The 21920-nt window shown below is 71.8% G+C and carries 20 protein-coding genes; 11 read left to right on the plus strand and 9 right to left on the minus strand.

Translation table 11 applies throughout. The features are described from left to right. Nucleotides 1-81: 81 nt before the first annotated feature. From OHT51_RS37560 to paaE, 7 genes are all read left to right on the plus strand, one after another. A complete protein-coding gene (locus OHT51_RS37560; protein WP_328883352.1) occupies nt 82-1629 on the plus strand; it encodes a DUF6519 domain-containing protein in 1548 nt (515 codons plus the stop codon). Continuing rightward, entirely contained in the window at nt 1629-2513 is an 885-nt protein-coding gene (locus OHT51_RS37565; RefSeq protein WP_328883353.1) for a peptidoglycan-binding protein, read from the plus strand. The genes OHT51_RS37560 and OHT51_RS37565 overlap by 1 nt, the downstream gene beginning before the upstream one ends. Nucleotides 2514-2657: 144 nt before the next feature. Beyond that, nucleotides 2658-3635, plus strand: coding sequence for a 1,2-phenylacetyl-CoA epoxidase subunit PaaA (gene paaA, locus OHT51_RS37570; protein WP_328883354.1), 978 nt, complete (start codon nt 2658-2660; stop codon nt 3633-3635). Next, the gene (gene paaB / locus OHT51_RS37575; protein WP_328883355.1) at nt 3632-3925 is read left to right on the plus strand and encodes a 1,2-phenylacetyl-CoA epoxidase subunit PaaB; all 294 of its coding nucleotides are present in this window, start codon (nt 3632-3634) and stop codon (nt 3923-3925) included. Before paaA ends, paaB begins: the two co-directional genes overlap by 4 nt. A gap of 10 nt (nt 3926-3935) precedes the next feature. Further along, nucleotides 3936-4763, plus strand: coding sequence for a 1,2-phenylacetyl-CoA epoxidase subunit PaaC (gene paaC, locus OHT51_RS37580; protein ID WP_328883356.1), 828 nt, complete (start codon nt 3936-3938; stop codon nt 4761-4763). Then, entirely contained in the window at nt 4757-5269 is a 513-nt protein-coding gene (paaD, locus tag OHT51_RS37585) for a 1,2-phenylacetyl-CoA epoxidase subunit PaaD (RefSeq protein WP_328883357.1), read from the plus strand. Before paaC ends, paaD begins: the two co-directional genes overlap by 7 nt. Continuing rightward, nucleotides 5270-6385 carry a 1,2-phenylacetyl-CoA epoxidase subunit PaaE gene (gene paaE, locus OHT51_RS37590; RefSeq protein WP_328883358.1) on the plus strand — a complete coding sequence of 372 codons (1116 nt, stop codon included), beginning with the start codon at nt 5270-5272 and terminating at the stop codon, nt 6383-6385. A gap of 96 nt (nt 6386-6481) precedes the next feature. On the opposite strand, the gene OHT51_RS37595 is transcribed toward paaE, so the two are convergent. Then, on the minus strand, nt 6482-8647 hold the full coding sequence (locus OHT51_RS37595) for a TerD family protein (RefSeq protein WP_328884566.1): 2166 nt from the start codon (nt 8645-8647) through the stop codon (nt 6482-6484). Between the two features lie 168 nt (nt 8648-8815). Between OHT51_RS37595 and OHT51_RS37600 the strand changes: the two genes are divergently transcribed. Continuing rightward, a complete protein-coding gene (locus OHT51_RS37600; RefSeq protein WP_328883359.1) occupies nt 8816-9769 on the plus strand; it encodes a Dyp-type peroxidase in 954 nt (317 codons plus the stop codon). Between the two features lie 123 nt (nt 9770-9892). On the opposite strand, the gene OHT51_RS37605 is transcribed toward OHT51_RS37600, so the two are convergent. Further along, entirely contained in the window at nt 9893-10285 is a 393-nt protein-coding gene (locus tag OHT51_RS37605; protein WP_328883360.1) for a DUF5997 family protein, read from the minus strand. Nucleotides 10286-10343: 58 nt separating this feature from the next. Between OHT51_RS37605 and OHT51_RS37610 the strand changes: the two genes are divergently transcribed. Then, on the plus strand, nt 10344-11132 hold the full coding sequence (locus tag OHT51_RS37610; protein ID WP_328883361.1) for a LysR substrate-binding domain-containing protein: 789 nt from the start codon (nt 10344-10346) through the stop codon (nt 11130-11132). A gap of 27 nt (nt 11133-11159) precedes the next feature. Here the strand turns inward: OHT51_RS37610 and OHT51_RS37615 are convergent, their stop codons facing one another. From OHT51_RS37615 to OHT51_RS37630, 4 genes are all read right to left on the minus strand, one after another. Further along, complete coding sequence (locus tag OHT51_RS37615) at nt 11160-11612, minus strand: SRPBCC family protein (protein WP_328883362.1); 453 nt, start codon at nt 11610-11612, stop codon at nt 11160-11162. 58 nt (nt 11613-11670) lie between these two features. Continuing rightward, nucleotides 11671-14511 (minus strand): beta-L-arabinofuranosidase domain-containing protein, encoded by a 2841-nt coding sequence (locus OHT51_RS37620; RefSeq protein WP_328883363.1) that lies wholly within the window; start codon nt 14509-14511, stop codon nt 11671-11673. A gap of 186 nt (nt 14512-14697) precedes the next feature. Further along, nucleotides 14698-15384, minus strand: coding sequence for an HAD family hydrolase (locus tag OHT51_RS37625; protein ID WP_328883364.1), 687 nt, complete (start codon nt 15382-15384; stop codon nt 14698-14700). 19 nt (nt 15385-15403) lie between these two features. Further along, nucleotides 15404-15886, minus strand: a complete 483-nt coding sequence (locus OHT51_RS37630) for an Lrp/AsnC family transcriptional regulator (RefSeq protein WP_328883365.1) — start codon at nt 15884-15886, stop codon at nt 15404-15406. Nucleotides 15887-16130: 244 nt separating this feature from the next. On the opposite strand from OHT51_RS37630, the gene OHT51_RS37635 reads away from it, so the two are divergent. After that, a complete protein-coding gene (locus OHT51_RS37635) occupies nt 16131-17621 on the plus strand; it encodes an FUSC family protein (RefSeq protein ID WP_328883366.1) in 1491 nt (496 codons plus the stop codon). A gap of 409 nt (nt 17622-18030) precedes the next feature. Then, nucleotides 18031-19083 (plus strand): lactonase family protein, encoded by a 1053-nt coding sequence (locus OHT51_RS37640; protein ID WP_328883367.1) that lies wholly within the window; start codon nt 18031-18033, stop codon nt 19081-19083. 99 nt (nt 19084-19182) lie between these two features. Here the strand turns inward: OHT51_RS37640 and OHT51_RS37645 are convergent, their stop codons facing one another. The 3 genes from OHT51_RS37645 to OHT51_RS37655 all read right to left on the minus strand — a co-directional run bounded on the left by OHT51_RS37645 (nt 19183) and on the right by OHT51_RS37655 (nt 21878). Next, entirely contained in the window at nt 19183-20106 is a 924-nt protein-coding gene (locus tag OHT51_RS37645) for a sirohydrochlorin chelatase (protein ID WP_328883368.1), read from the minus strand. 120 nt (nt 20107-20226) lie between these two features. Then, nucleotides 20227-21204 (minus strand): N-acetylglucosamine kinase, encoded by a 978-nt coding sequence (locus tag OHT51_RS37650; RefSeq protein ID WP_328883369.1) that lies wholly within the window; start codon nt 21202-21204, stop codon nt 20227-20229. Continuing rightward, complete coding sequence (locus tag OHT51_RS37655; protein ID WP_328883370.1) at nt 21201-21878, minus strand: uracil-DNA glycosylase; 678 nt, start codon at nt 21876-21878, stop codon at nt 21201-21203. The genes OHT51_RS37650 and OHT51_RS37655 overlap by 4 nt, the downstream gene beginning before the upstream one ends. Between the last annotated feature and the right edge of the window lie 42 nt (nt 21879-21920).

Raw genomic sequence — 21920 nt, forward strand, 5'->3', positions numbered from 1 at the left:
TGACTCCGGACATGCATGGCGACGCGCGCGCCGCCGCCCCAAGCCCTACCCGCACTTTCCTGAACCAGGGGGACCCCCTTCATGCACGCTGACCTCTCCCGCCTCACGTTCCGCCCGGAGCGGCGTTACTCGGCGGTCGTCGCCCAGCAGGGCCGCGTCCAGCTCGACGCCGACATCAACGAGCAGACCGCGATCCAGCTCCACCAGGCCCGCACCCTCGCCGCCGACCTGATCGGCCGGCACGGCGGGCCGCGCGACGCCGCGGGCTTCAAGATCGACTATGTGGGCGGCAAGCACGACATCGACACGCTCCACATCCACGGCGGCCGCTACTACGTCGACGGCATCCTGGTGGACGCGACCCGCCCGGCGCCCGGCGTGCCGGTCCCGGACGACGACGCCGAGGAACAGGACACCGCCGCCCCGCCCACGCACTGGACCTACTGGGACCAGCCCGACGGCTTCCGCGACCCGGAGAAGCCCGGCGACCGGCTGCCCTCGCCGGCCCAGACACCCTTCGTGGTCCACCTGCAGGTCTGGGAGCGCACCGTCTCCGCCGCCGAGGACCCCGCCCTGCGCGAGGTCGCGCTCGGTGCGGCGATGCCGGACACCGCGGCCCGCGTCAAGGTCGTCTGGCAGGTGCTGCCGCTGTCGCTGGCCGCCCTCGACATCGAGGAGACCGACCCGTCCAAGGAGGTCGTGCGGGCCGCCTTCGACAAGTGGGCGCAGAAGCAGGCCTCGTCCACCGCACGGCTCGCCGCCCGTAGCGAGCGGCCCGACCACGCCGACGAGGACCCCTGCCTGGTCAAGCCGGACGCCCGTTATCGCGGCCAGGAGAACCAGCTGTACCGCGTCGAGGTGCACGCGGGCGGCGAGGCGAAGGACGCCACCTTCAAGTGGTCCCGCGAGAACGGCTCGGTGGTCTTCCCGGTCGACGAACTCGACGGCACCTGGGTGCAGTTGGCCTCCCTCGGTCACGACGACAAGCTGGACCTCGACGTCGGCGACCACGTGGAGCTCACGGACACGGCGTACGCCTCCCGCCTCGAACCGCTGCCCCTGCTGCGGGTCGAGGAGCTGGACCTGCCGGGCCGCCGGGTCCGCCTGTCCGCCGAGCCCGACCCGGCCGTCGGGCGGCTGCCCCACCTCAACCCGTTCCTGCGCCGCTGGGACCACCACGGGGGACCCAGGCGCAAGGGCCGTACGACTGCCCTGAAGGGCGGGGCGGTCCCCGTGTCGGAGGGGGAGTGGCTGCCGCTGGAGGACGGCGTCGAGGTGTACTTCGCCAAGGGCGCGACCTACCGCACCGGCGACCACTGGATCATCCCCGCCCGCACCGCCACCGGCGGCGTCGAATGGCCCACCGACGCGGCCCGGCGCCCGCTGCTCCGGGGCCCCTCCGGCATCGTCCGCGGTTTCGCGCCGCTGGCCCTGGTGAAGGGCGAGGGCGGCACCGTCGATCTGCGCCTCGCCTTCAACCCGCTGGCCGGCAGCATCCCGGCCGCCGACGAGGCGACGCTCGCGGCCGAGGAGCAGGCGCGCCGCGAGGAGCAGCGGGCGGAGGACCCGTCGGGCGGCAGGTCGCAGACCACGGCGGAAGCAGAGGCCGCGGCGGAAGGAGACGAGTAATGGCCAAGCCCCTGAGCGCGTCAAAGATGGTCGAGATACTGCGTGCGGAGGGCCTCAAGGTCCACGAGGTCCGCAGCTGGCGCACCCACAACCGCAACAGCAAGGGCCCCTGGGGCCCGGTGAACGGCGTGATGATCCACCACACCGTCACCAAGGGCACCGACGCGTCGGTCAGCATCTGCTACAACGGCTACTCCGGCCTGCCCGGCCCGCTGTGCCACGGCGTGATCGACAAGAAGGGCGAGATCCACCTCGTCGGCAACGGCCGCGCCAACCACGCAGGCCTCGGCGACAGCGACGTCCTGCGTGCCGTGATCAACGAGTCGAAGCTGCCGCACGACAACGAGGCCGACACCGACGGCAACGCGCACTTCTACGGCTTCGAGTGCATCAACCTCGGCGACGGCAAGGATCCCTGGCCCGAGGCGCAGAAGGAGGCCATCGAGAAGGTCTCGGCCGCGATCTGCCGCCACCACGGCTGGAGCGAGCGCTCGGTCATCGGCCACAAGGAGTGGCAGCCGGGCAAGACCGACCCGCGCGGTTTCACGATGGACGGTATGCGGGGGCGCATCGCGGAGCGGCTGAAGGGTGGCGGAGGAAAGCCCGACCCGGACCCGAAGCCGGCGCCCAAGCCGAAGCTGGAACCGTTCCCGGGCAGCGGCTTCTTCCACGTCGGCCAGAAGTCCCCGATCATCACGGCCATGGGCCGCCGGCTGGTCGCCGAGGGATGCGGCCGCTACGAGGAGGGCCCGAGCCCCGAGTGGACCGAGGCCGACCGCCGCTCCTACGCCGCCTGGCAGCAGAAGCTCGGCTTCAAGGGCAAGGACGCGGACGGCATCCCCGGCAAGGTCAGCTGGGACAAGCTGAAGGTGCCCAACGTGTGACGGTCTGCGACCGGCGCTGATACGGCCCAGGTACCCCGCGGGGGTGTCCTGGGCCGTTTTCACGCGCCGGAAGGGTCTTGCTCCACCGGCGGAAACAGGTCACACTGGATACCGAACGAATGGTCGGTTGGGAAGCGGGAATCGATGACGACTTCACACTCCGCCGAGGCGCCCCCCGAAGAGCCGCTCCAGGAGCACTTCGATGCGACGATCTCGCGCGACCAGCGGATCGAGCCGCGCGACTGGATGCCGGACGGCTACCGCAAGACGCTGATCCGGCAGATCGCGCAGCACGCCCACTCGGAGATCATCGGCATGCAGCCCGAGGGCGAGTGGATCACGCGCGCCCCGTCCCTGCGCCGCAAGGCGATCCTCTTCGCCAAGGTCCAGGACGAGGCCGGTCACGGCCTGTACCTGTACTCGGCGGCGGAGACCCTGGGCGCCGACCGCGCGGACCTGACCGACCGGCTCATCGAGGGCCGCCAGAAGTACTCGTCGATCTTCAACTACCCGACCATGAGCTTCGCCGACGTCGGCGTGATCGGCTGGTTCGTGGACGGCGCGGCGATCTGCAACCAGGTGCCGCTGTGCCGGAGTTCGTACGGGCCCTACGCGCGCGCGATGGTGCGGATCTGCAAGGAGGAGTCCTTCCACCAGCGGCAGGGCTACGAACTGCTGATGACGATGATGCGCGGCACCGACGCCCAGCGCGAGATGGTGCAGGACGCCGTGAACCGCTGGTGGTGGCCGTCGCTGATGATGTTCGGCCCGCCCGACGACGCCTCGCCGAACTCCGCGCAGTCGATGGCCTGGAAGATCAAGCGGCACAGCAACGACGAGCTGCGCCGGCGCTTCGTCGACATGACCGTCCCCCAGGCCGAGAAGCTCGGCGTGACCCTGCCCGACCCGGAGCTGCGCTGGAACGCCGAGCGCGGGCACCACGACTTCGGCACCCCCGACTGGGACGAGCTGATGCGGGTCATCAAGGGCGACGGGCCGTGCAACGACCAGCGTATGGAGCGGCGCAGAAGCGCCCACGACGAGGGCGCCTGGGTCCGCGAGGCGGCCACCGCCCACGCGGCCAAGCAGGCCGCCCGTGCGGAGAAGGGAGCGGTGGCATGAGCGCCGACAAGCAGAGCTGGCCGCTGTACGAGGTGTTCGTGCGCGGCAAGCGCGGACTGAACCACGTCCACGTGGGCTCGCTGCACGCCGCCGACGACCGGATGGCACTCACCCACGCGCGCGACCTGTACACGCGTCGCAACGAAGGCGTCAGCATCTGGGTGGTGCGGTCCGAGCACATCACCGCCTCGACCCGCGACGAGAAGGACCCGTTCTTCGAGCCCAGCGCCGACAAGGTCTACCGCCACCCGACGTTCTACGACATCCCCGACGACGTCCCGCACATCTGAAGGAGAGGGCATGAGTGACGACCACGTCTACATGACCCTCGCCGAGGGACACGACGACGACACCCGCTGGGCGTACGGCACCGGCTTCGAGGACCCGCTGCACGGCGTCGACACCACCGTGCCCGAGGGCATCGACGCCGGTGAACTCGCCGCCTTCTGCGTCGCGTTGGCCGACGACGCCCTGGTCGCGGCACAGCGCCTGGGCGAGTGGGTCACCCGCGCCCCCGAGCTGGAGGAGGAGGTGGCGCTGGCCAACATCGGCCTCGACCTCCTCGGCCAGGCCCGCCTGCTCTACTCCCGCGCCGGCCAGGCCGACGGCACCGGACGCGACGAGGACGCCTACGCCTACTTCCGCGACGCCGGCGACTTTCGCAACGTACGCCTGACCGAACTGCCCAACGGCGACTTCGCGTTCTCCATCGTCCGGCTGCTGATGTTCTCCAGCTGGCGCCTCGCACACTTCGAACGGCTGGCGTCGCACCCGGACCCCGTCCTGGCGGCGATCGCCACGAAGGGCGTCAAGGAGCTGGCCTACCACCGGCAGTACGCGGCGGAGTGGGCGGTACGCCTGGGCGACGGCACCGAGGAGTCGCACCGCCGGATGCGCCGCGCACAGGAGCAAGTGGCCCCCTACCTCGGCGAGTTGTTCACGGCATACGACGTCCGCGACGAGGTCGTGACCGTCCTGCGCCAGGTCACCCACGCCGCCGGACTGCCCATGCCGGTGTACCGGCCGCTGCCCGGATCCGGCCGCGACGGCGAGCACACCGAGCATCTCGCCCCCCTGCTCGCCGAGTTGCAGGGCGTCGCCCGCGCCCACCCGGAGGCGACATGGTGACCACCCTGCTCGACGCCCGGCGCGCCCGGCGCATCGCCGACCAGGTGCCGGACCCCGAGCTGCCCATGCTCACCCTGGCCGACCTGGGCGTCCTGCGGGACGTCGAGCTGACCGAGGACGGCACGGTGGTCGCCAGCCTGAGCCCGACCTACTCGGGGTGCCCGGCGATGGCGGAGATGCGGGCGGACGTCGCGGCCCGCCTGCGCGAGGCGGGGTACGAGCGCGTGGAGATCCGCACCGTCCTCGACCCGCCGTGGACCAGCGACTGGATCACCCCGTCCGGCCGCCGCAAGCTCACCGAACACGGCATCGCGCCGCCCGGCCCCGCCCCGCGCGGCGCCGGCCCCGTCGCCCTCGTGCTGTCACCCACCCGGCACGCGGTGACCTGCCCGCGCTGCGGCTCGGCGGACACCGAGGAGACCTCCCGCTTCGCCGCCACGTCCTGCAAGGCGCTGTGGCGCTGCCGCGCCTGCCGCGAGCCGTTCGAGTACGTCAAGGAGATCTGAATGGAAGGCCTGAGGGAAGAACCGACGGCTGCGTCGGTACGCCCGCGCCCCCGCCGCCGTCCGGCCTTCCACGCCCTGCGCGTCGCCGCCGTGACGCCCCTGTGCGCGGACGCGGTCGCCGTCGGATTCGACATCCCGGCGGAGCTCGCCGAGGAGTTCGCGTTCGCGCCCGGGCAGTCACTGACGTTGCGGCGCGAGATCGAGGGGCGGGACGAGCGGCGGTCGTACTCGATCTGCTCGCCCGTCGGGTCGATTCCGCGCATCGGCGTCCGGGTCGTGCCCGGCGGCCTGTTCTCGTCCTGGCTCGTCAGCGAGGTACGCCCCGGCGACACCGTCGAGGTGATGGCTCCCACCGGCGCCTTCACCCCCGACCTCACCGCGCACGGCCATCACGTGCTGATCGCGGCGGGCTCCGGCATCACGCCCATGATGTCCATCGCGGAGTCCGTCCTGGCCGCCGACGACCGCTCGACGGTCACCCTCCTCTACGGCAACCGCCGTAGCGGCACGGTCATGTTCGCCGACGAGCTCGCGGACCTGAAGGACCTGTACCCGGCCCGGTTCCAGCTCGCCCATGTGCTGTCCCGCGAGCCACGCGAGGCCGAGGTGCTGTCGGGACGTATCGACGCCGAACGGCTCTCGACGCTCATCGACGCGCTGGTCGACGTGGAGAGCGCCGACCACTGGTGGCTGTGCGGCCCGCACGGCATGGTCCGGGATGCGCAGGGGGTGCTGGCCGGCCTCGGGGTGCCGACCGAGCGGGTGCATCAGGAGCTGTTCTACGCCGACGACGAGCCCGTACGGGAGGCGGTCCACGAGGAGAGCGGCCCGCAGGGGCCCGTCAGCCAGGTCACGATCACCCTCGACGGCCGGTCGACCACCGCTGCCCTGCCGAGGGAGCGGACCGTCCTCGACGGCGCCCAACGGACCCGCCCCGACCTGCCGTTCGCCTGCAAGGGCGGCGTCTGCGGCACCTGCCGTGCGCTGGTCACCGACGGCAAGGCGGACATGCGCCGCAACTTCGCGCTGGAGACGGCCGAGGTGGACGCGGGTTACGTCCTGACCTGCCAGTCGTACCCGGTCTCCGAGACACTGACCGTGGACTACGACAGCTGACGGAAGAGTTGAGTGGCGAGGAAAGCGAAAGGACTATTTCAAGAAGGAGTTGAGAAGGAAGTCCCTTCATGGCCTCGCCACGGCCGACTCTAACAGTCACGCGGGGATCAGGTCGCGCAGATTTTCGGGGGTCAGGACGCGCGAGTCCGGGTGCAGCCCGTCGGGCCGCTGGAGCCCGATGTAGGTGACCGGATCGTCGGGGACCTTCTCGCCGTCCCACAGGGTCGTGGTCGTGGCATCCATCAGGCCCGTCAGATAGCGCACCGTCAGCTGCTCGCGCTCCACGATGCCCCGCAGCAGCGTCGCGACCGACACCCGGTTCTCCTCGACCCGGTTGGCGGCCGGCGTCCCCCGCAGGTACAGATGCAGCCACTTGGCACGCCACCGGCCATCGGGCCCTCGCAGGAACGCCAGCGGCAGCGCGACCCGGCCCGGTCCGCGCAGCTCCGACTTCATGCGCACGGTACGCGGCTCGAACGGGCGGCCCTGCTGCTCGGCCTCACGCAGCATGAACCCGAAGAACGACTCCTCGACTTCTTCGAAGCCCTCCCCGGCGAAGATGTTCACCTGCGGCACGATGAAGTCGCCGCGCACGGCCCCCAGGCGCAGATTGATGAACTCCGAGGCGCCGTCGGGCGCTTCGGTGATGTCACCGGAGTGCTCGCCCTCCAGGTCCTTGAGGTTGGTGTAGGCCAGCCAGCAGACCGTCGCGAATTCGGCGTCCAGCATCAACGCCGACAGGTCGTAGTCGGTGCGCCGGTCGGCCTCCTTCCAGTACACGAAGAACCGCAGCAGTTCGCCGTCCACCGGAGACAGCGAGCCACGCGGCAGCACGCCGAGCCCGGCCGCGGACGCCCGGCCGCTGAGCGGCAGCGCCACATCCAGCACGTCCGGGTCGATCAGCAGATGGCCCGGGGCCGGCAGCCGCCGCCGTATCTCGGCGTCCAGCGCCGCAATCAGGCGCTCCCGCTCGGGCGGCAGTACGGGCGGACGGTCGTCCTCGGTGACCCAGGCGCGGCCGAGCCGGTTCACGAAGACCCGGCGCTCGCCGGTGTCCTGCGCGCGGTTGGCGAGGTGTTCGCGCACCGACAGCACCACCCGGCCGGACACGTCTCCCACGACCTCCTCGGCGGCGGACGCCACCGCGAGGCGCTCGTCCTGGTCCAGGGCCAGCCTCAGCAGCCGGTCCAGGGAGCGGAACAGCTTGCCCGGCGCGGACTTCAGCAGCTTCGCCGCGCCCGTGATGTCGTTCATGCCGAGCAGCTCCTCGACCCGGCTGTCGAAGGAGCGGGCCTCCTTCTCGCGCCGGGCGACCGCGAACACGTCGGCGGCGTGCGGCCACCGCGGGTACTCGTGCGGGTGCAGGCGCTCGCCGAGCCGCTTCCACGCCTCGCGGTGCGCATGCACGTCGGCCAGCTTGGCGGGGGACGCGGCGACGACCGCGTCCAGGCCCGCGAGCAGCGCGCGGCGCACCGGACGGGACAGCGCCCGGAACCGGGTCGGCGCCTGCAGCGTCACGTCGCCGCCCGACAGGGCGCAGGCCAGCCGCAGCACATCGGTGACCGTGTCCAGCAGCAGCTGCCCACCGGCCTTCAACCGGGCCTCGTTCACAACGGCACGGTTCTCCCGCACGGGGATCGCCGCGGGCTGCGGAGCGTCCACGCAGTGCCCGGCGAGGACCCGCAGATCGCGCAGGTCCTCCTCGCCCAGGGGCGTGCTGCTGCCCGCCAACGCCAGGTACAGGGAGGCCACTTCGGCGTCCGCGTCGCCGCCGAGGTGCAGGACCGTCAGACGGTCGCCCGCCGCGGCGATCAGCTCCTCGTGGTGGCCGAGCATCTCGGTGTAGGTGTGCTGGTAGCGGCCGTACGACGGCAGAGTGAGGAGGTTGACGAACCCCTCGCTCAGCTGCTCCAGAACCACGGGGCGTGCGCCATCGTCGGCCAGCGCCTCGGCCACGCAGCGCATCCAGAAGTCGTAGGTGTCCGGCACGTTGGCCGGGAAGTCGACGAAGTACGCGTTGTGCCGCACATGGTCGCCGACCATCTCGCGGACCGTGCCCAGGGTCCGCACGGCGGTGTCGACGACCGTGCCCTCGGACAGCCCCGACAGCCGCGCCAGCAGCTCCGCCGACAGCTTGAAGCCCACGGACATGAGCGCGGCGTCGAACTGCCGTGCCGCGACGGCGCCTTCCCCGGCGGGACCCGCGGGGGAGGGGAGACGGTGGACGTGCCGGATGACCAGGGGTTCGAGGCGGTGGACCATCCCGGGATCGTCCCAGAGCAGGGCGAGCGGGCGCACTCGGGTTTTCGTCTGCGAGGCGGGCATCCACACCCCGCGCACGCGCCAGGAGTGCGGAATTTTGGCGGGTATCGTTCCCGGTTCGGCCGGGCATCGTTAGTTGGCGGGGTTTGAGGGTGAGAGAGGGGAAACATGCCGTCGTCGTCGATGCGGTCGGTCGATGCACAGCCACAACCGGTACTCAGTCCGCCGGCGCCCGTCGCCGTCTTCCTGGTGGTGACGATCGAGCGGGGCGGCGAGCCCGCCGTGCACGATCTGCTCGCCGGTCTCGCAGGGCTCATACGGGCCGTCGGGTTCCCGAGTCCCGACAGCGGTCTGTGCTGCGCCACCGGAGTGGGATCCGCCGCGTGGGACCGGCTGTTCGGGGACCCGCGTCCCCAAGAACTGCATGCCTTCAGGGAGTTGGAGGGGACGCGGCACCGCGCCGTGTCGACCCCCGGTGACCTGCTCTTCCACATCAGGGCCGCCCGCACCGATGTGTGCTTCGCCCTGGCCGCCGAGATCATGAAGCGGCTGCGCGGCGCGGTCACCGTCCAGGACGAGGTCCAGGCCTTCGCCTACTTCGACTCGCGCAACCTGCTCGGCTTCGTCGACGGCACCGAGAACCCCGTCGGCCAGGCGGCGGCCGACGTGGCGGTCGTCGGTGACGAGGACCCCGCGTTCCGCGGCGGAAGCTACGCGATGGTCCAGAAGTACGTGCACGACGTCGACGCCTGGGAAGCCCTCGCGGTCGAGGCCCAGGAGAAGGTGATAGGCCGCTCCAAGCTGACCAACATCGAACTCGACATGCCCGGCTCCCACAAGGACGTGAACACGATCACCGGCCCGGACGGGGAGGAGCTGGAGATACTGCGGGGCGCGATGCCGTTCGGCAGGCCGGGGCACGGAGAGTTCGGCACCTACTTCATCGCCTACGCGCGTACCCCCGAAATACCGGAGACCATGCTGCGGAACATGTACCTCGGCGGCCCGGAATCAGGCCCGGACCCGATCCTCGACTACTCGGAGGCGGTCACCGGAACCCTCTTCTTCGTCCCCTCGGCGACGTTCCTGGAGGCGATACCGGATCGGCCCGCCGCGGACTGATCCCGGCCGGCCGGAGGCGGGCTGCAAGCCTCCACGGGGGCGGCTCGCCTCACCCGGCCACGGCGAAGGCGACGGGTGCGAGGCGGCAGCGGCAGGCAGGTGCCGGCACCGGCACCGGCGAGGTCAGGACTGCTCCGCCGCCCGCTCCGCGTCCCGCTGCTTCAGACGGGCCGCCTCCTTGCGGACCTCGGCCTGGGTCGCGCGCTCCTTGACCAGCCACTCGGGCTGCTCCTGCTTCACGGCCTCGATCTGCTCGGTGGTGAGGGCCTCCGTGACGCCGCCGCGGGCGAGCCCCGCGATGGAGATTCCCAGCTTCTGCGCGACGACCGGACGGGGGTGCGGGCCGTTCGCCCGCAGCTCCTGGAGCCACGCGGGCGGGTCTGCCTGGAGCGCGTTGAGCTCGGCGCGCGTGACGACACCCTCCCGGAACTCGGCGGGGGTGGCTTCGAGGTACACACCCAGCTTCTTGGCCGCGGTCGCGGGCTTCATGGTCTGGGTGCTTTGGTGCGACGTCATGGTCCCCAGGGTATCGACTGGGTGAACCGCCGCTGACCACGGCCGGTAACCTGGCCTGGTGACAGGCTCGGAAGTACCCCCGTCGTTCCGGCTCGCCTACGTCCCGGGCGTGACCCCCGCCAAGTGGGTGCGGACCTGGAACGAGCGCTTCCCCGACGTACCCCTCACCCTCCACTCGGTGACCGCCGCGCAGGCCCCCGACGTGCTCCGGGACGGCGGGGCCGACGCCGGTTTCGTACGGCTGCCGGTCGACCGCACGGTCCTCAGCGCGATCCCCCTCTACACCGAGACCACGGTCGTCGTCGTCCCCAAGGACCACGTCGTCTCGGCGGTCGACGAGGTGACTGCCGAGGACCTGGCCGACGAGGTCGTCTTCCACCCCCTCGACGACGTCCTCGACTGGGAGCACCCGCCTGGTCAGCCGGCCTTCGAGCGCCCCGCCACCACCGCGGACGCCGTCGAGCTGGTGGCGGCGGGCGTCGGCCTGCTTGTCGTGCCCCAGTCGCTGGCCCGGCTCCACCACCGCAAGGACCTCACCTACCGGCCCCTGGTCGACGCCCCCCAGTCGAGCGTCGCGCTGTCCTGGCCTCAGGACGCGACCACCGACCTGGTCGAGGACTTCATCGGCGTGGTTCGCGGCCGCACGGTCAACAGCACCCGGGGCCGTACGACGTCCCAGGCCCCGCCCGCGACGGAACAGCCGAAGCGCAAGCGCCCCGAAGCCGGCGGCACCCCGCGGCGTCAGCCCGCGGCAGGGGGCCGGAGCGGCCGCACCGGCTCCGGCGGCGCCAAGGGCACGAAGGGCGCCAAGAGTCCCCGGCGCGGCAAGCCCCGCCGCAAGTCGTAGCGGACGGTCGAAGCGCCCGGCGGCCGGCTACCCGGTGTGTTCCGTGAGCCTGCGTTCCAGGTCGCGCAGGTCCTTGCCGATGTTGGAGCGGACATGACGGGCCATGATCGGCGCCGCCGGCCGGTAGACACCGCCCGGGCCGCCCCGGACGCGGATACGCGCGAGGGTGCCGTCCGCGTGCGGGTCGAAGGCATAGGTGACCTGCATCGGCACCGGTCCGGCCACGGACACCATGTCGAGCAGCCGGGGGAAGTCGTACGACGCCACGCGCAGCACGTAGTCGATGTGCCGGCCGAGGAAGTGAGCCGTCCGCTTGACCTCGGCGCCGACCCCGAAGCCGCCGTCGTCCGCCTCGCGGGTCAGCTCCGCCCTGCGGATGCCCTGGGTCCAGTCGGTGTCGTGGCGCCAGTCCATGGCATACGCGGCAACCCGCTCGGGAGGGAAGGGGATCACCCGCTCCGCCGACACGTCGATCGTCATGGCTCCAGCATCCCCGCGCCGGGAGTCGAGCGCTCGGCGCGGGGATCAGGTCGCCGGGTCAGGACGCGTACGTCGCCTGTTCGGCCGTACGGACGACCGTCTGCCCGCCTGCCTGGCTCAGCAGACCGGCGGTGACCCAGGCGTTCACGGTGGACCGCACGCGCGAGACCAGCGCACCCTTGCTGCCGAAGGGGGCCCCGGCCCAGATCTCGTCCAGCAGCGTGGTGCCGTCGGACTTCGCGGGGTTGGCGACGCCGGAGTCGGAGTTGCCGAAGATCACCCGGGGTTCCGAGCGCCGGAAGTAGGCGTGGGTCGGGGCCTCGGTGCCTTCGAAGAAGGGGGCGAACTCGGTTCCGGCGAGGGTGTAGTGGAGCGGCTTGCCGGACACGGGCGCGAGCGACGGCAGCAGATCGCCCGACAGACCCGCGTTGCGGTACAGGCCCAACTGCAGATGGCTCGTGGAGGAGTTGCGGCCGACGAGATTGACGGGGCCGTAGAGCAGCGTCTGCAACGCAGGGTCGTCGAGCGCCTTCTCCACCCGGAGCCGGAAGGGCATCGAGATCCGCACGGTGTCGCCGCTGCGCCACGTCCGCGAAACGGTGAAGTAGCTCCCCGGTGTCGGAGTGCCGCTCACCGCACTGCCGTTGACCGTCACCCGGAAGCCGGCGGTCGCCCACGACGGCACCCGCAGCCGCAGCGCGAAGGCCGCGCTGCCGCCGCCGATGGTGAGCGTGGTGCCCTGCTCGCGGGGAAACCCGGTCGCCTGAGTGATCGTCACACTCCTTTCGGACCAGTACAGTTGGGAGGGACTGTAGAGGTTCACGTACAGCGCGCTGCCGTCGGCGGCCTTGAAGTACACCGAGTCCTGGTACTTGGTGGCGCTCTCCATGCCGGTGCCCTCGCAGCAGGTCGTGCCCTGCTTGGGCGTGTAGTCCCGCACATGACCCGGCGTCAGCCCGATGAAGTACGTGACCAGCGGCTTCTCGGCGTCTGCCTTGTCCTGCTTGGAGCCGAGGACCTGGTTGTAGAGCGCACGCTCGTAGTAGTCCATGTACTTCGGCTGCTGCTCGTGGAAGAACAGCGTCCGGCTCAGCTTCAGCATGTTGTAGGCACAGCACGTCTCGGCGGTCGTGTCGCTGATCGTGCCCGCGATCACGTCGCGCGCCTTCCAGAACTCGGCGGTGCTGGTGCCGCCGATGCCGTACATACGGTGGGGGACGACCATGCCCCAGAAGTTGCGGGCGGCGTCGAGATAGCGGGCCTCGCCCGTCGCGTCGTACAGCCGCAGGTACCCGGTGAAGATCGGTATGTGCTGGTTGGCGTGCAGCCCGTCGAGGATGTCGGTGTTCGCGGCGGAGTTGTCGATGAGCCGGTCCAGGTCGAACAGCTGGGCCAGCGCGAGGTGTTCGGCCTTTCCGGTGATCGCGTGCAGGTCGCAGATCGCCTCGACGATGCCGCCGAACTCGCCGCTGGAGAACAGCCCCCACATACGCTGCAGCGTGGCCTCGGGCAGCTTGGACAGCCGGGAGTACATCCAGTCGCACATGCCGGACGCGAGGTCGAGGGCCCGGGCGTCGTCCGTGGTGAGGTAGGCGTCCAGGACACCCCTGAGGATCTTGTGCGCGGTGTAGTACGGCGCCCACACCTTCGTGTAGTCGCTGGCGGTCCTCGACTCCAGGTCGATGAACTGCGTCTCCGGGTACGCCGCCAGGAACCCGGGGTGGCTGGGCCCGCCCCAGGTGCGGCGCAGGGTGGCGGTGAGGCCGCGGCCGGAGGCATCGGCGAACGTCCCGCCGGAGGTCTCGTCGAAGGCGTACGACGCCAGGTCGCCGCGGCCGGCGGGGGCGTCGGCGGCCCGGCTGCTCTGCAACTGCGTGATCTCGGCGGCGGTGAGGGCGCGCGACCAGATGTTGAACTCGTCGTAGGCGCCCGCGAAGACCGGGTCGGTGGCGAAGTTGGAGCGGCCCAGCCAGTTGTTGGTGAGGGTGCCGAGGGCGGCCGGGGTGAGGGACATCGCCGAGTTGCGGGCAACGGCGGCGCCGTTGACGTACAGCGTCCCGGTACCACCCGCGATCGTGACTGCGAGGTGGCTCCACTGATCGAGGGGCAGCGCGGCGGTCCCGTCGAGGCCCTGCTCGCCGCCCGGCCCGTTGGTCGTGATGGCGAAGCGCGGCACGCCGGCGGCGTTGCGGGCGGCCAGGTAGAGGTACCGAGTGGTGTTGTTTCCGAAGTCGAAGACCCGCGTCCAGTCGGCATCGTGAGTGGGTTTCACCCAGGTGGACAGGGTGATCGCGGAGGCACCCCCGAGGACGGCTGCGGGCAGATCGACGTACTGGTAGGAGCCGCGGACGTGCTCGGCGGCGGTGCCGAACCTCCCGCTCACGCTCAGCACCGCGGGGTCCTTGCGCAGCGCCGCGCGCACGTCGGTCAGCGCGCCGACCATGGTGCGGATCTTCTCGACGAACACCTGCTCGCCGGTGCCGGCGTACGCCTGCGACAGCATGGTCAGGAAGTGCCCGGTGTAGTGCCCGCGCAGATTGCCGTTGGCCTCGCCGTCGAGCCCCTCCCAGCCCCCGGGCGCCACCGCACCGCCGGTGGAGAGGCCGGCGTTGGCGCGGAAGACCTGCAGCAGCCGGTTCACGTCGTAGCCGCGGGCGTGGTCCAGCATCAACTGCCGCTTGTCGGCGAAGAGTCCGGGCCTGAGGGTCACGTCGTCGAGGGCGAAGGGCTGGACGGTCCAGGTGGAAGGTGTGACGGCCACGGACTGCGCCTCCTGAACGGCGGCCGGGGCGGCCGAGGCGGCCAAGGCCCGGCCGGTTGCCGAGTGGCTGATCGCGGGAACCGCGGCGGCGAGAGCCGCGGCCTGGAGGAGGGATCGTCTGGAGAGGGGCCGGGCCATGTGTGCTCCTCCATGAGGGGGGCGGTGGGTGGAGACAGCGGGCGGGGTCAGCGGACGTTCGATATTGCGAACGACGTACGAATAGCCGACCAGACGATAGGGAGGAGGCGGGCGAGGGTCAACGGGTCTGGAGCGTTTTAATTCCCGTCGCCGTTCCGGCTGTTCGGCTCGTCGGTCGGCAGGGCCCTACCTCGTGCGGCGCAGCCAGTCGTACGCCGTCCGCGCCGTGAACTCCTCCTGCCCGCCCCGCAGCAGCAGACCTGCCGTCGCGAACTCCGGGGAGTCCGCCTGGGCGGCCACGTACGGGACGGCGATGCAGCGCATGCCGGCCGCGTGTGCGGAGGCCGCGCCGGGGGCGGCGTCCTCGACGACCACGCAGTCGGCCGGTGTCGCGCCGAGCCGGCGGGCCGCCTCCAGGAAGACGTCGGGGGCGGGCTTGCCGCGGTCGACCTCGTCGGCGGAGACGACGGTGCGCAGATGGGCGTCCAGGCCGGTGCCCGACAGGATCGCCGTGATGGCCTCCAGGGACGAACCCGAGGCGACGGCCAGCGGGACGCCCTCGGTCGCCAGGAGCTCCACGAACTTGCGCATCTCGGGGTATGCGCGCGTGGACGTGCGGGCGAGATCCAGATAGCGGCGGTTCTTGGCCGCGAGCAGCTCGTCGACGGACGCCCGCAGGCCGTATTCCCGCTTCCAGAGCGTGACCGTCTCCAGCGTGCTGATGCCGACGTAACGCTCGTGGTCCGACCACGTGAAGTCGGTGACCCCGTGCTCGGCGAGAACCTGCCGCCCCGCCTCGTAGTAGTTGGGCTCGCTGTCCACGAGTGTTCCGTCGAGATCGAAGATGACCGAAGTGCTGCCGAGATCGCTCATGGACCCAGGATGTCAAAGGTCATTTCCGGGTCGCCGCCGCCCGCCCGATCGACTCCACCAGCGGCAGCAACCGGTGCGGAACGCGCTCACGCAGGGCGACCTCGCTGCGGGTGCGGACCACGCCGGGCAGGCTGATCAGCTTCTGGATCACGTCCTCCAGGTGAGCGTTGTCGCGGGCCACCACCCGGGTCAGCAGATCGCCCCCGCCCGTGATCGAGAACGCCTCCACGATCTCCGGCACGGCGGCGAGCTCGTCGCCCACGTCGTCGAGGTGGCCCTGGGTGACCTCGATGTGTACGAACGCCAGCACCGGATGACCGAGCGCGGCAGCGGAGAGTGCCGGCCCCGTGCCGGTGATCACGCCGTCCCGCTCCAGCCGGTCGAGGCGGGCCTGCAAGGTGCCTCGCGCGACGCCGAGGATGCGGGCGTACTCGCGCACGCTGGTACGGGGCTGCTCCAGCAGCAGCCGCAGGATGCGGGTGTCGAGCTCGTCCACGGCCATGCCGTCCGGCCTCCTTCGCCCCGTGTCCGCATCCGCGTCCGCCATGGACCGTCCTGGTCCGTCATGGTCCGTTGGCTCGCCGATGGACGCACGGGGACCGTAGTACCTGTGCCAATGGCTCAGCAGTCTAGGTGCCGCTTGAGCCAGACTGCTCCTTGATGCTGCAATGGGCCCGTCGATGGCGCTGCGGATCCCGCGGCGCCTTTTTCATGCCGGAGCAAACCGAGCAAAGGGGCGGGACGTAGTGCTGAAGAGGGTGTTCGTGGCGCCGGACCCGGGGCGGGCGCGGCTGCGCTTCGCCGTGCGGGCCGTGCTCGGCATCGGGCTCGCGGTCGTCGTCTGCGGACTGGCCGGACACTCCCTCGTCGGTGCCGTCACCGGCGGGCTCGCCGCGCTGCTCGCGCTGTTCACCGTCACCGACGCCACGGTCCGCGGACAGGCGGTCACCACCGCTCTGCTGCCGTTCGTCGGTCTGCCCGTCCTCGCGGCGGCTGCCGAGCTGCACGACCAGCCGGTCGCCCGCGACCTCACCTTCCTCGCCGTCGTCGGCGCGGGCGTGTACGCGCGCCGATGGGGGCCACGCGGGCACAGCCTCGGTGTGTTCGCGTTCATGACCTTCTTCGTGGCGCAGTTCCTGCAGGCGACCCCCGACCGGCTGCCCGAGCTCTACGCCGCCGTACTGCTCTCCCTGCTCACCGCGTCCGCAGTGCGCTTCGGGCTGTGGTGCTACGAACGCCGTCTGCCCCCTGCGCCGGTACCCGCACCGCCGGGCGGCACCGGCCTGGCCCGCGTGACCACACGGCAGGCGATCCAGGCCACCGCGGGCGCGGGCTTCGCGCTCGTCGTGGGCCAGCTGGTGTCCGGGCACCGCTGGTACTGGGCCGTGGGCGCCACCTGGTGGATCTTCGTCAACACCACCTCGCGCGGCGAGACCATGGTCCGCGGCTTCCGCCGGGTCCTCGGCACGGTGATCGGCATCGGCCTCGGCCTGCTCGTCGCCGTCCCGGTGGCCGGCGAGACGATCCCGACGGCCGCTCTCCTCGCCGTCTGCGTCTTCGGCATCTTCTACACCGCCGCCGTCTCCTACACCTGGATGATGCTCTGCGTCACGGTGCTCGCCGAGCTCCTCTACGGCATGCTGGGCGTCCTCGATCCCGCCCTGCTGGCGCTGCGGCTCGCCGAGACCGGCGTCGGGGCACTCGGCGCCGTGCTGGCCGTGCTGTTCGTCCTGCCCGTGACCACGCATGCCGTCAATGACGCCTGGATCCAGCGCGCCCTGCGCTGCGTCCACGCCGCCACCGCCGAGGCCGCCGCACGCCTGGCCGGGGACGAAAGCGCCGACCCGTCCTCGCGGCTCGCCGAGCTGGAGCAGCTGCTCGGCCGGGTACGCCTTGCCCTCGCACCGCTGGTGCATCCGCTGAACCCGATGTCGGCCCGCAAGCGCCGCGCCCGCCATGTCCTGGACCTGCTCGACGACTGCGCCCGCGAGATCCGCGGCCTTGCCGCCGTCGCCGCCGACCCCGAGGCCTCGCACGACGCCCGTCTGGCCGCGGCATGCTGGCGCGTCGAGGCCGCGGTCGAGGCGCTGACCGGCGGTGCGGATGTCACCGCCCCCGTCACGCACCCGACGGAGTCGGATCCCGCACTGACTCACCTGCACGGCCTGGAACGAGCCCTGGCCGAACTGTCCCAGCCCCTGCGCACGCCGTCCGGGTCCCGGCTCGTCGGGGCGTGAGAACGCCGGGCGTGCGGGAGATCCTCCGCGATCCACACGCCGGCCACTCGAGCCGCGCCCGCTCCGCAAAGTCGCTTCATCGGCCACCCGGAGGGTGGATCAGGAGATCCTTCGGGTACCCACGCGCCATCCAACGCAAGGAGCCCGCGAGCCGTGCGGGAGCGGCCCGCGGGTGAGCCTGACGGGGTGTGCCCCTGCGTGGCCTCCGGGAGCGCCACGCCCGTGTGCCACCGGACCTGCGAGGCGGTGCAGCGGCATCCCGCCCACCTGCAACACCCCGAGGCCAGAGCCCGGGCCGGCGGCGAGAGACGGCCGCACGCGCCGACGTTTTGAACGGCTCTTGGTCTAGACCGATGACGATCCGCTGCTACCGTCAGCCCGGACGGCACCCGACCGGAAGGGGACAGCGGTGGCAGATGGTGGCAGGCGGGCACGGCGGGCCTACATCGGGTCGTTCACGGCGGCCGGCGGCCCCGGGATCGTGACGGCGTCCGTGGCCGCGGGCAGCGGCGCACTCACCGTCCTGGGAGGCGCGGACGACGTGCCCGACCCGGCGTACCTGGCCCTGTCGCCGGGCGGCGACACTCTCTACGCGGTCAGCGAGACGGCCGAGGGCGCGGTGGCCGCGTACCGCGTGACCGGGGACAAGCCGGAGCTCATCGGATCACCGGTCCCGGTCGGCGCCGGCGGACCCACCCACCTCAGCCTCTTCGCCGGCCACGTCCTGACCGCGAACTACGGCTCCGGCAGCGTCACCGCCGTGCCCGTCCGCGCCGACGGCACCCTCGCGGGCGCCCCGTCCGCCGTCCTCCAGCACACCGGCTCGGGCCCGCACACGCCACGCCAGCAGGGCCCGCACGCCCACCACGTGCAACCCGACCCGAGCGGCCGCTGGGCCGTCAGCGTGGACCTAGGCACCGACTCGGTGCGGGTGTGCACGCTGGCCGACGGCGCACTCGACGTGCACCGGGAGATCGCCCTGCGGCCGGGCTCGGGCCCGCGCCACCTGGCCTTCCACCCGCACAGCCCGTACGCGTACGTCGTCAATGAACTCACCCCCACCGTCACCGTCTGCCACTGGGACGCCGACGACGGCACGCTCAAGCCGATGACGGAGACACCGGTCCTGCCGGGCGGCCCGGCAGGCGACGCCTATCCGTCCGGCATCGTCGCCTCGCCCGACGGCCGCTTCGTATGGACCGCGACCCGCGGCGAGGACGTGCTGTCCACGTTCGCCGTCGAGGGCGAGGAACTACGGCTCGTCGGGACGGTGATCTGCGCCGGCCACTGGCCGCGCGCGCTCACCGAGGCGGACGGGTTCCTGTACGTCGCGAACGAGCGCTCCGGTGACGTCACCTGGTTCGCCCTGGACCCCGACAGCGGGCTCCCGCGCTACGAGGGCTCGATCGCGGTACCCGCGGCGTCCTGCGTGGTCATCGGCCCGGACGTCGGCAGCCTGTGACCGCATTGGCGAAGGGCCCGCTCCGGATGTGGAGCGGGCCCTTCGGCGTGACGACTGCGACGCCCACGAGACGCGCGGTCACCTGCACATCGGACGGCGTCAGCGGACCGGCGTGCCCTGCGCCTGCTGCGGGGCGATGCCCAGCGCCGTCGTGTACTTCGACAGGGCGAGCTTGCCGATCGCCGGGTACGGGCCGAGCGCCTCGGCGGCGGAGCAGCCCGCCTCGTGAGCGGCCTCCGCGACCACGCTCGGGTCGATCTCCGGCCCTATGAGGTACGGCGCCAGCGCCAGCTGCTGGGAGCCCGAGGAACGCAGCTGCTCGGCGACCGCCGAGATCGCGCCGTCCTGGTCCAGGGCCGCCGCCATCACCGGCACGGCCAGCCGCGCGGCGAGCAGCATGCCGGTGATCCCGGCCGCCTGCACGGCCTCCTCGCCGCCGACGGAGGCGAGGATGATGCCGTCCGCGGCCGTGGCCACGGTGAACAGGCGGGCACGGTCGGCGCGCGCCAGACCAGCCTCGGACAGGCGCACGTGCAGCGCCTCGGCCAGCAGCGGGTGCGGGCCCAGCACATCGGTCAGGTCGGCCGCGACGCGGCTGTCCATCACGGCCTGGCGGATGACGCGAAGCAGCGCGCTGTCCGGGCCGGCGAGCAGCGGCACGACGACGGCGACGGGGCCCTCCGGCTCCTTGGCCTCCACCCCTGCGGCGATCGCCTGCTCATAACGGGCGGCGCGCTCCTCGGCCGCGTGCACGAGCACCGACTGGATAGTGGGGAACTCCACGTCATCGCCGTCGACGTACCCGATCCGGGCGTCGAGGCCGGGGAGCTCGGAGCGGGCGATGCTCACGACCTCCTCGGCGAGACCGCGGGTCGCGGCGCTAGGCGTGCCCGGCACCGCGAGGACGAGCGCGGGCGCGCCCTCGGGAGCCGCCAAGGGCTCGGGTCGGCGGTGCCGCCCGGGCTGACGAGGTCGCGGCATTCGTACTGGCAGGCCGGACGCGGGCCCAGTGGGGGAGCTCATGGCGACGCATGTTACTGGCTTCTTGGGCTCCCCTGTTCGGGGAGGGTGCAGGTGAGCGGTATCCGTCCGCTTTTGTCTGATTGAGTTACCTGCAGAGTGGAACAGGGCGGCCTAGGTGGATCAGTCCCCCTTTCCGTTCACCACGCAGAGCATCGCCTCGTCACTCGGCAGAGTGAGCGCGTCCGTCGCGAGATCGGTCGCGATGCGCACGGACCCGTCAAGCGGATCCCCGGCGGCCGGCACCGTCCGCGCGGCCGGCAGCCGCTTCGCCAACTCCTCTTGCAGAGGTACGACGAGAGGGTCGCCCATCTTGAACAGACCGCCGGTGAGCGCGACTTGAGGCTCCCCCGTCGTGGGGCAGACGGCTGCCGCGGAGTCGGCCATGTGCCGTGCGGCGGCCCGCAGGATGTCGGCGGCCACCGGGTCGCCGTCGGCGCAGGCGGCCACCTGGGGAGCGAAGGAGGCCAGGACGGCAGGGCGGTCCGGCCGTGGATACAGCTTCCCGGGCAGGCCCCGCACCGGGCCGAACAGTTCCCCGGCGCGGGCCAGCAGTCCGGCCGACCCGCCGGGCCGCCCGTCGTACGCGCGCAACGCCGCCTCGAGCCCGGCCCGTCCGATCCAGGCGCCGCTGCCGCAGTCGCCGAGCAGATGCCCCCAGCCGTCCGCGCGGCGCCAGTTCGTCAGGTCGGTGCCGATCGCGATGAGTCCCGTACCGGCGGCGACCACGGCACCGCGCCGCGGCCCGAGGGCGCCGACATACGCGGTGACGGCGTCCGCGGCGAGCGCGACCCGCCCGATGCCGAACTCCCGCCCCAGCGCGTCCGGCAGTTCGGCACGCAGGGCATCGCCCAGGCTGGCCATCCCGGCAGCTCCGACGGCGGCCGCGTCCAGCCGGTCCGCACCGGCCTCGGCCATCAGCGCCCGCACCATGGGCACGAGTTGCTCCATGAAGTGCCCGGGGTCGATGCCTCTGTCCCCGGTACGAACCGGTTCGCGGGACTCCCGCCGGGCCGTCGCCCCACGGCCGACGGTGCCCACGACGACCCGCAGGCCGGAGCCTCCTGAGTCGACGGCGAGGAACCCGGCGGGGTCGGTCACGGCAGGCGCCAGTCCACCGGTTGTCCGCCCTGCCGGATCAGCAGGTCGTTGGCGCGGCTGAACGGGCGGGAGCCGAAGAAGCCGCGGTCGGCGGACATGGGGGAGGGGTGAGCGGACTCCACGGACGGGAGGCTGCCGAGGAGAGGCCGGAGGTTGCGGGCGTCGCGGCCCCAGAGGATGGAGACCAGCGGCTTGCCGCGTCCGGCGAGCGCGCGGATGGCCTGCTCGGTGACCTCCTCCCAGCCCTTGCCGCGGTGCGCGGCCGGTTTGCGCGGGGCCGTGGTGAGCGCCCGGTTGAGCAGCAGCACGCCCTGCTCGGTCCACGGCGTCAGATCGCCGTTCGACGGCTGCGGCAGCCCCAGGTCGGTGTTGAGCTCCCGGTAGATGTTGAGGAGGCTGCCGGGCAGCGGACGTACGTCGGGCGCCACCGAGAATGAATGGCCCACGGCATGTCCTGGGGTCGGATACGGGTCCTGTCCGACGATCAGGACCCGTACGTCGTCGAAGGGCTGCTGGAAGGCCCTCAGGACGTTCGGCCCGGCCGGTAGATAGGTGCGTCCCGCGGCGATCTCCGCGCGCAGGAAGTCGCCCATCCCGGCGATCCGTTCGGCAACGGGTTCCAGGGCTTTCGCCCAGCCCGCCTCGACGATTTCATGCAAGGGTCGTGGTGCCACGGGCGTCACCCTACTGCCGCACGGGCGGCGGTGATCAACCAG

This window comes from Streptomyces sp. NBC_00299, assembly GCF_036173045.1.
Lineage (GTDB): Bacteria > Actinomycetota > Actinomycetes > Streptomycetales > Streptomycetaceae > Streptomyces > Streptomyces machairae.

Excerpts from the sequence above, each read along its gene's own strand:
- OHT51_RS37560 (WP_328883352.1), top strand. The coding sequence starts at position 82 with ATGCACGCTGACCTCTCCCGCCTCACGTTCCGCCCGGAGCGGCGTTAC.
- OHT51_RS37565 (WP_328883353.1), top strand. The coding sequence starts at position 1,629 with ATGGCCAAGCCCCTGAGCGCGTCAAAGATGGTCGAGATACTGCGTGCG.
- paaA (WP_328883354.1), top strand. The coding sequence starts at position 2,658 with ATGACGACTTCACACTCCGCCGAGGCGCCCCCCGAAGAGCCGCTCCAG.
- paaB (WP_328883355.1), top strand. The coding sequence starts at position 3,632 with ATGAGCGCCGACAAGCAGAGCTGGCCGCTGTACGAGGTGTTCGTGCGC.
- paaC (WP_328883356.1), top strand. The coding sequence starts at position 3,936 with ATGAGTGACGACCACGTCTACATGACCCTCGCCGAGGGACACGACGAC.
- paaD (WP_328883357.1), top strand. The coding sequence starts at position 4,757 with ATGGTGACCACCCTGCTCGACGCCCGGCGCGCCCGGCGCATCGCCGAC.
- paaE (WP_328883358.1), top strand. The coding sequence starts at position 5,270 with ATGGAAGGCCTGAGGGAAGAACCGACGGCTGCGTCGGTACGCCCGCGC.
- OHT51_RS37595 (WP_328884566.1), bottom strand. The coding sequence starts at position 8,647 with ATGGTCCACCGCCTCGAACCCCTGGTCATCCGGCACGTCCACCGTCTC.
- OHT51_RS37600 (WP_328883359.1), top strand. The coding sequence starts at position 8,816 with ATGCCGTCGTCGTCGATGCGGTCGGTCGATGCACAGCCACAACCGGTA.
- OHT51_RS37605 (WP_328883360.1), bottom strand. The coding sequence starts at position 10,285 with ATGACGTCGCACCAAAGCACCCAGACCATGAAGCCCGCGACCGCGGCC.
- OHT51_RS37615 (WP_328883362.1), bottom strand. The coding sequence starts at position 11,612 with ATGACGATCGACGTGTCGGCGGAGCGGGTGATCCCCTTCCCTCCCGAG.
- OHT51_RS37620 (WP_328883363.1), bottom strand. The coding sequence starts at position 14,511 with ATGGCCCGGCCCCTCTCCAGACGATCCCTCCTCCAGGCCGCGGCTCTC.
- OHT51_RS37625 (WP_328883364.1), bottom strand. The coding sequence starts at position 15,384 with ATGAGCGATCTCGGCAGCACTTCGGTCATCTTCGATCTCGACGGAACA.
- OHT51_RS37630 (WP_328883365.1), bottom strand. The coding sequence starts at position 15,886 with ATGGCCGTGGACGAGCTCGACACCCGCATCCTGCGGCTGCTGCTGGAG.
- OHT51_RS37645 (WP_328883368.1), bottom strand. The coding sequence starts at position 20,106 with ATGAGCTCCCCCACTGGGCCCGCGTCCGGCCTGCCAGTACGAATGCCG.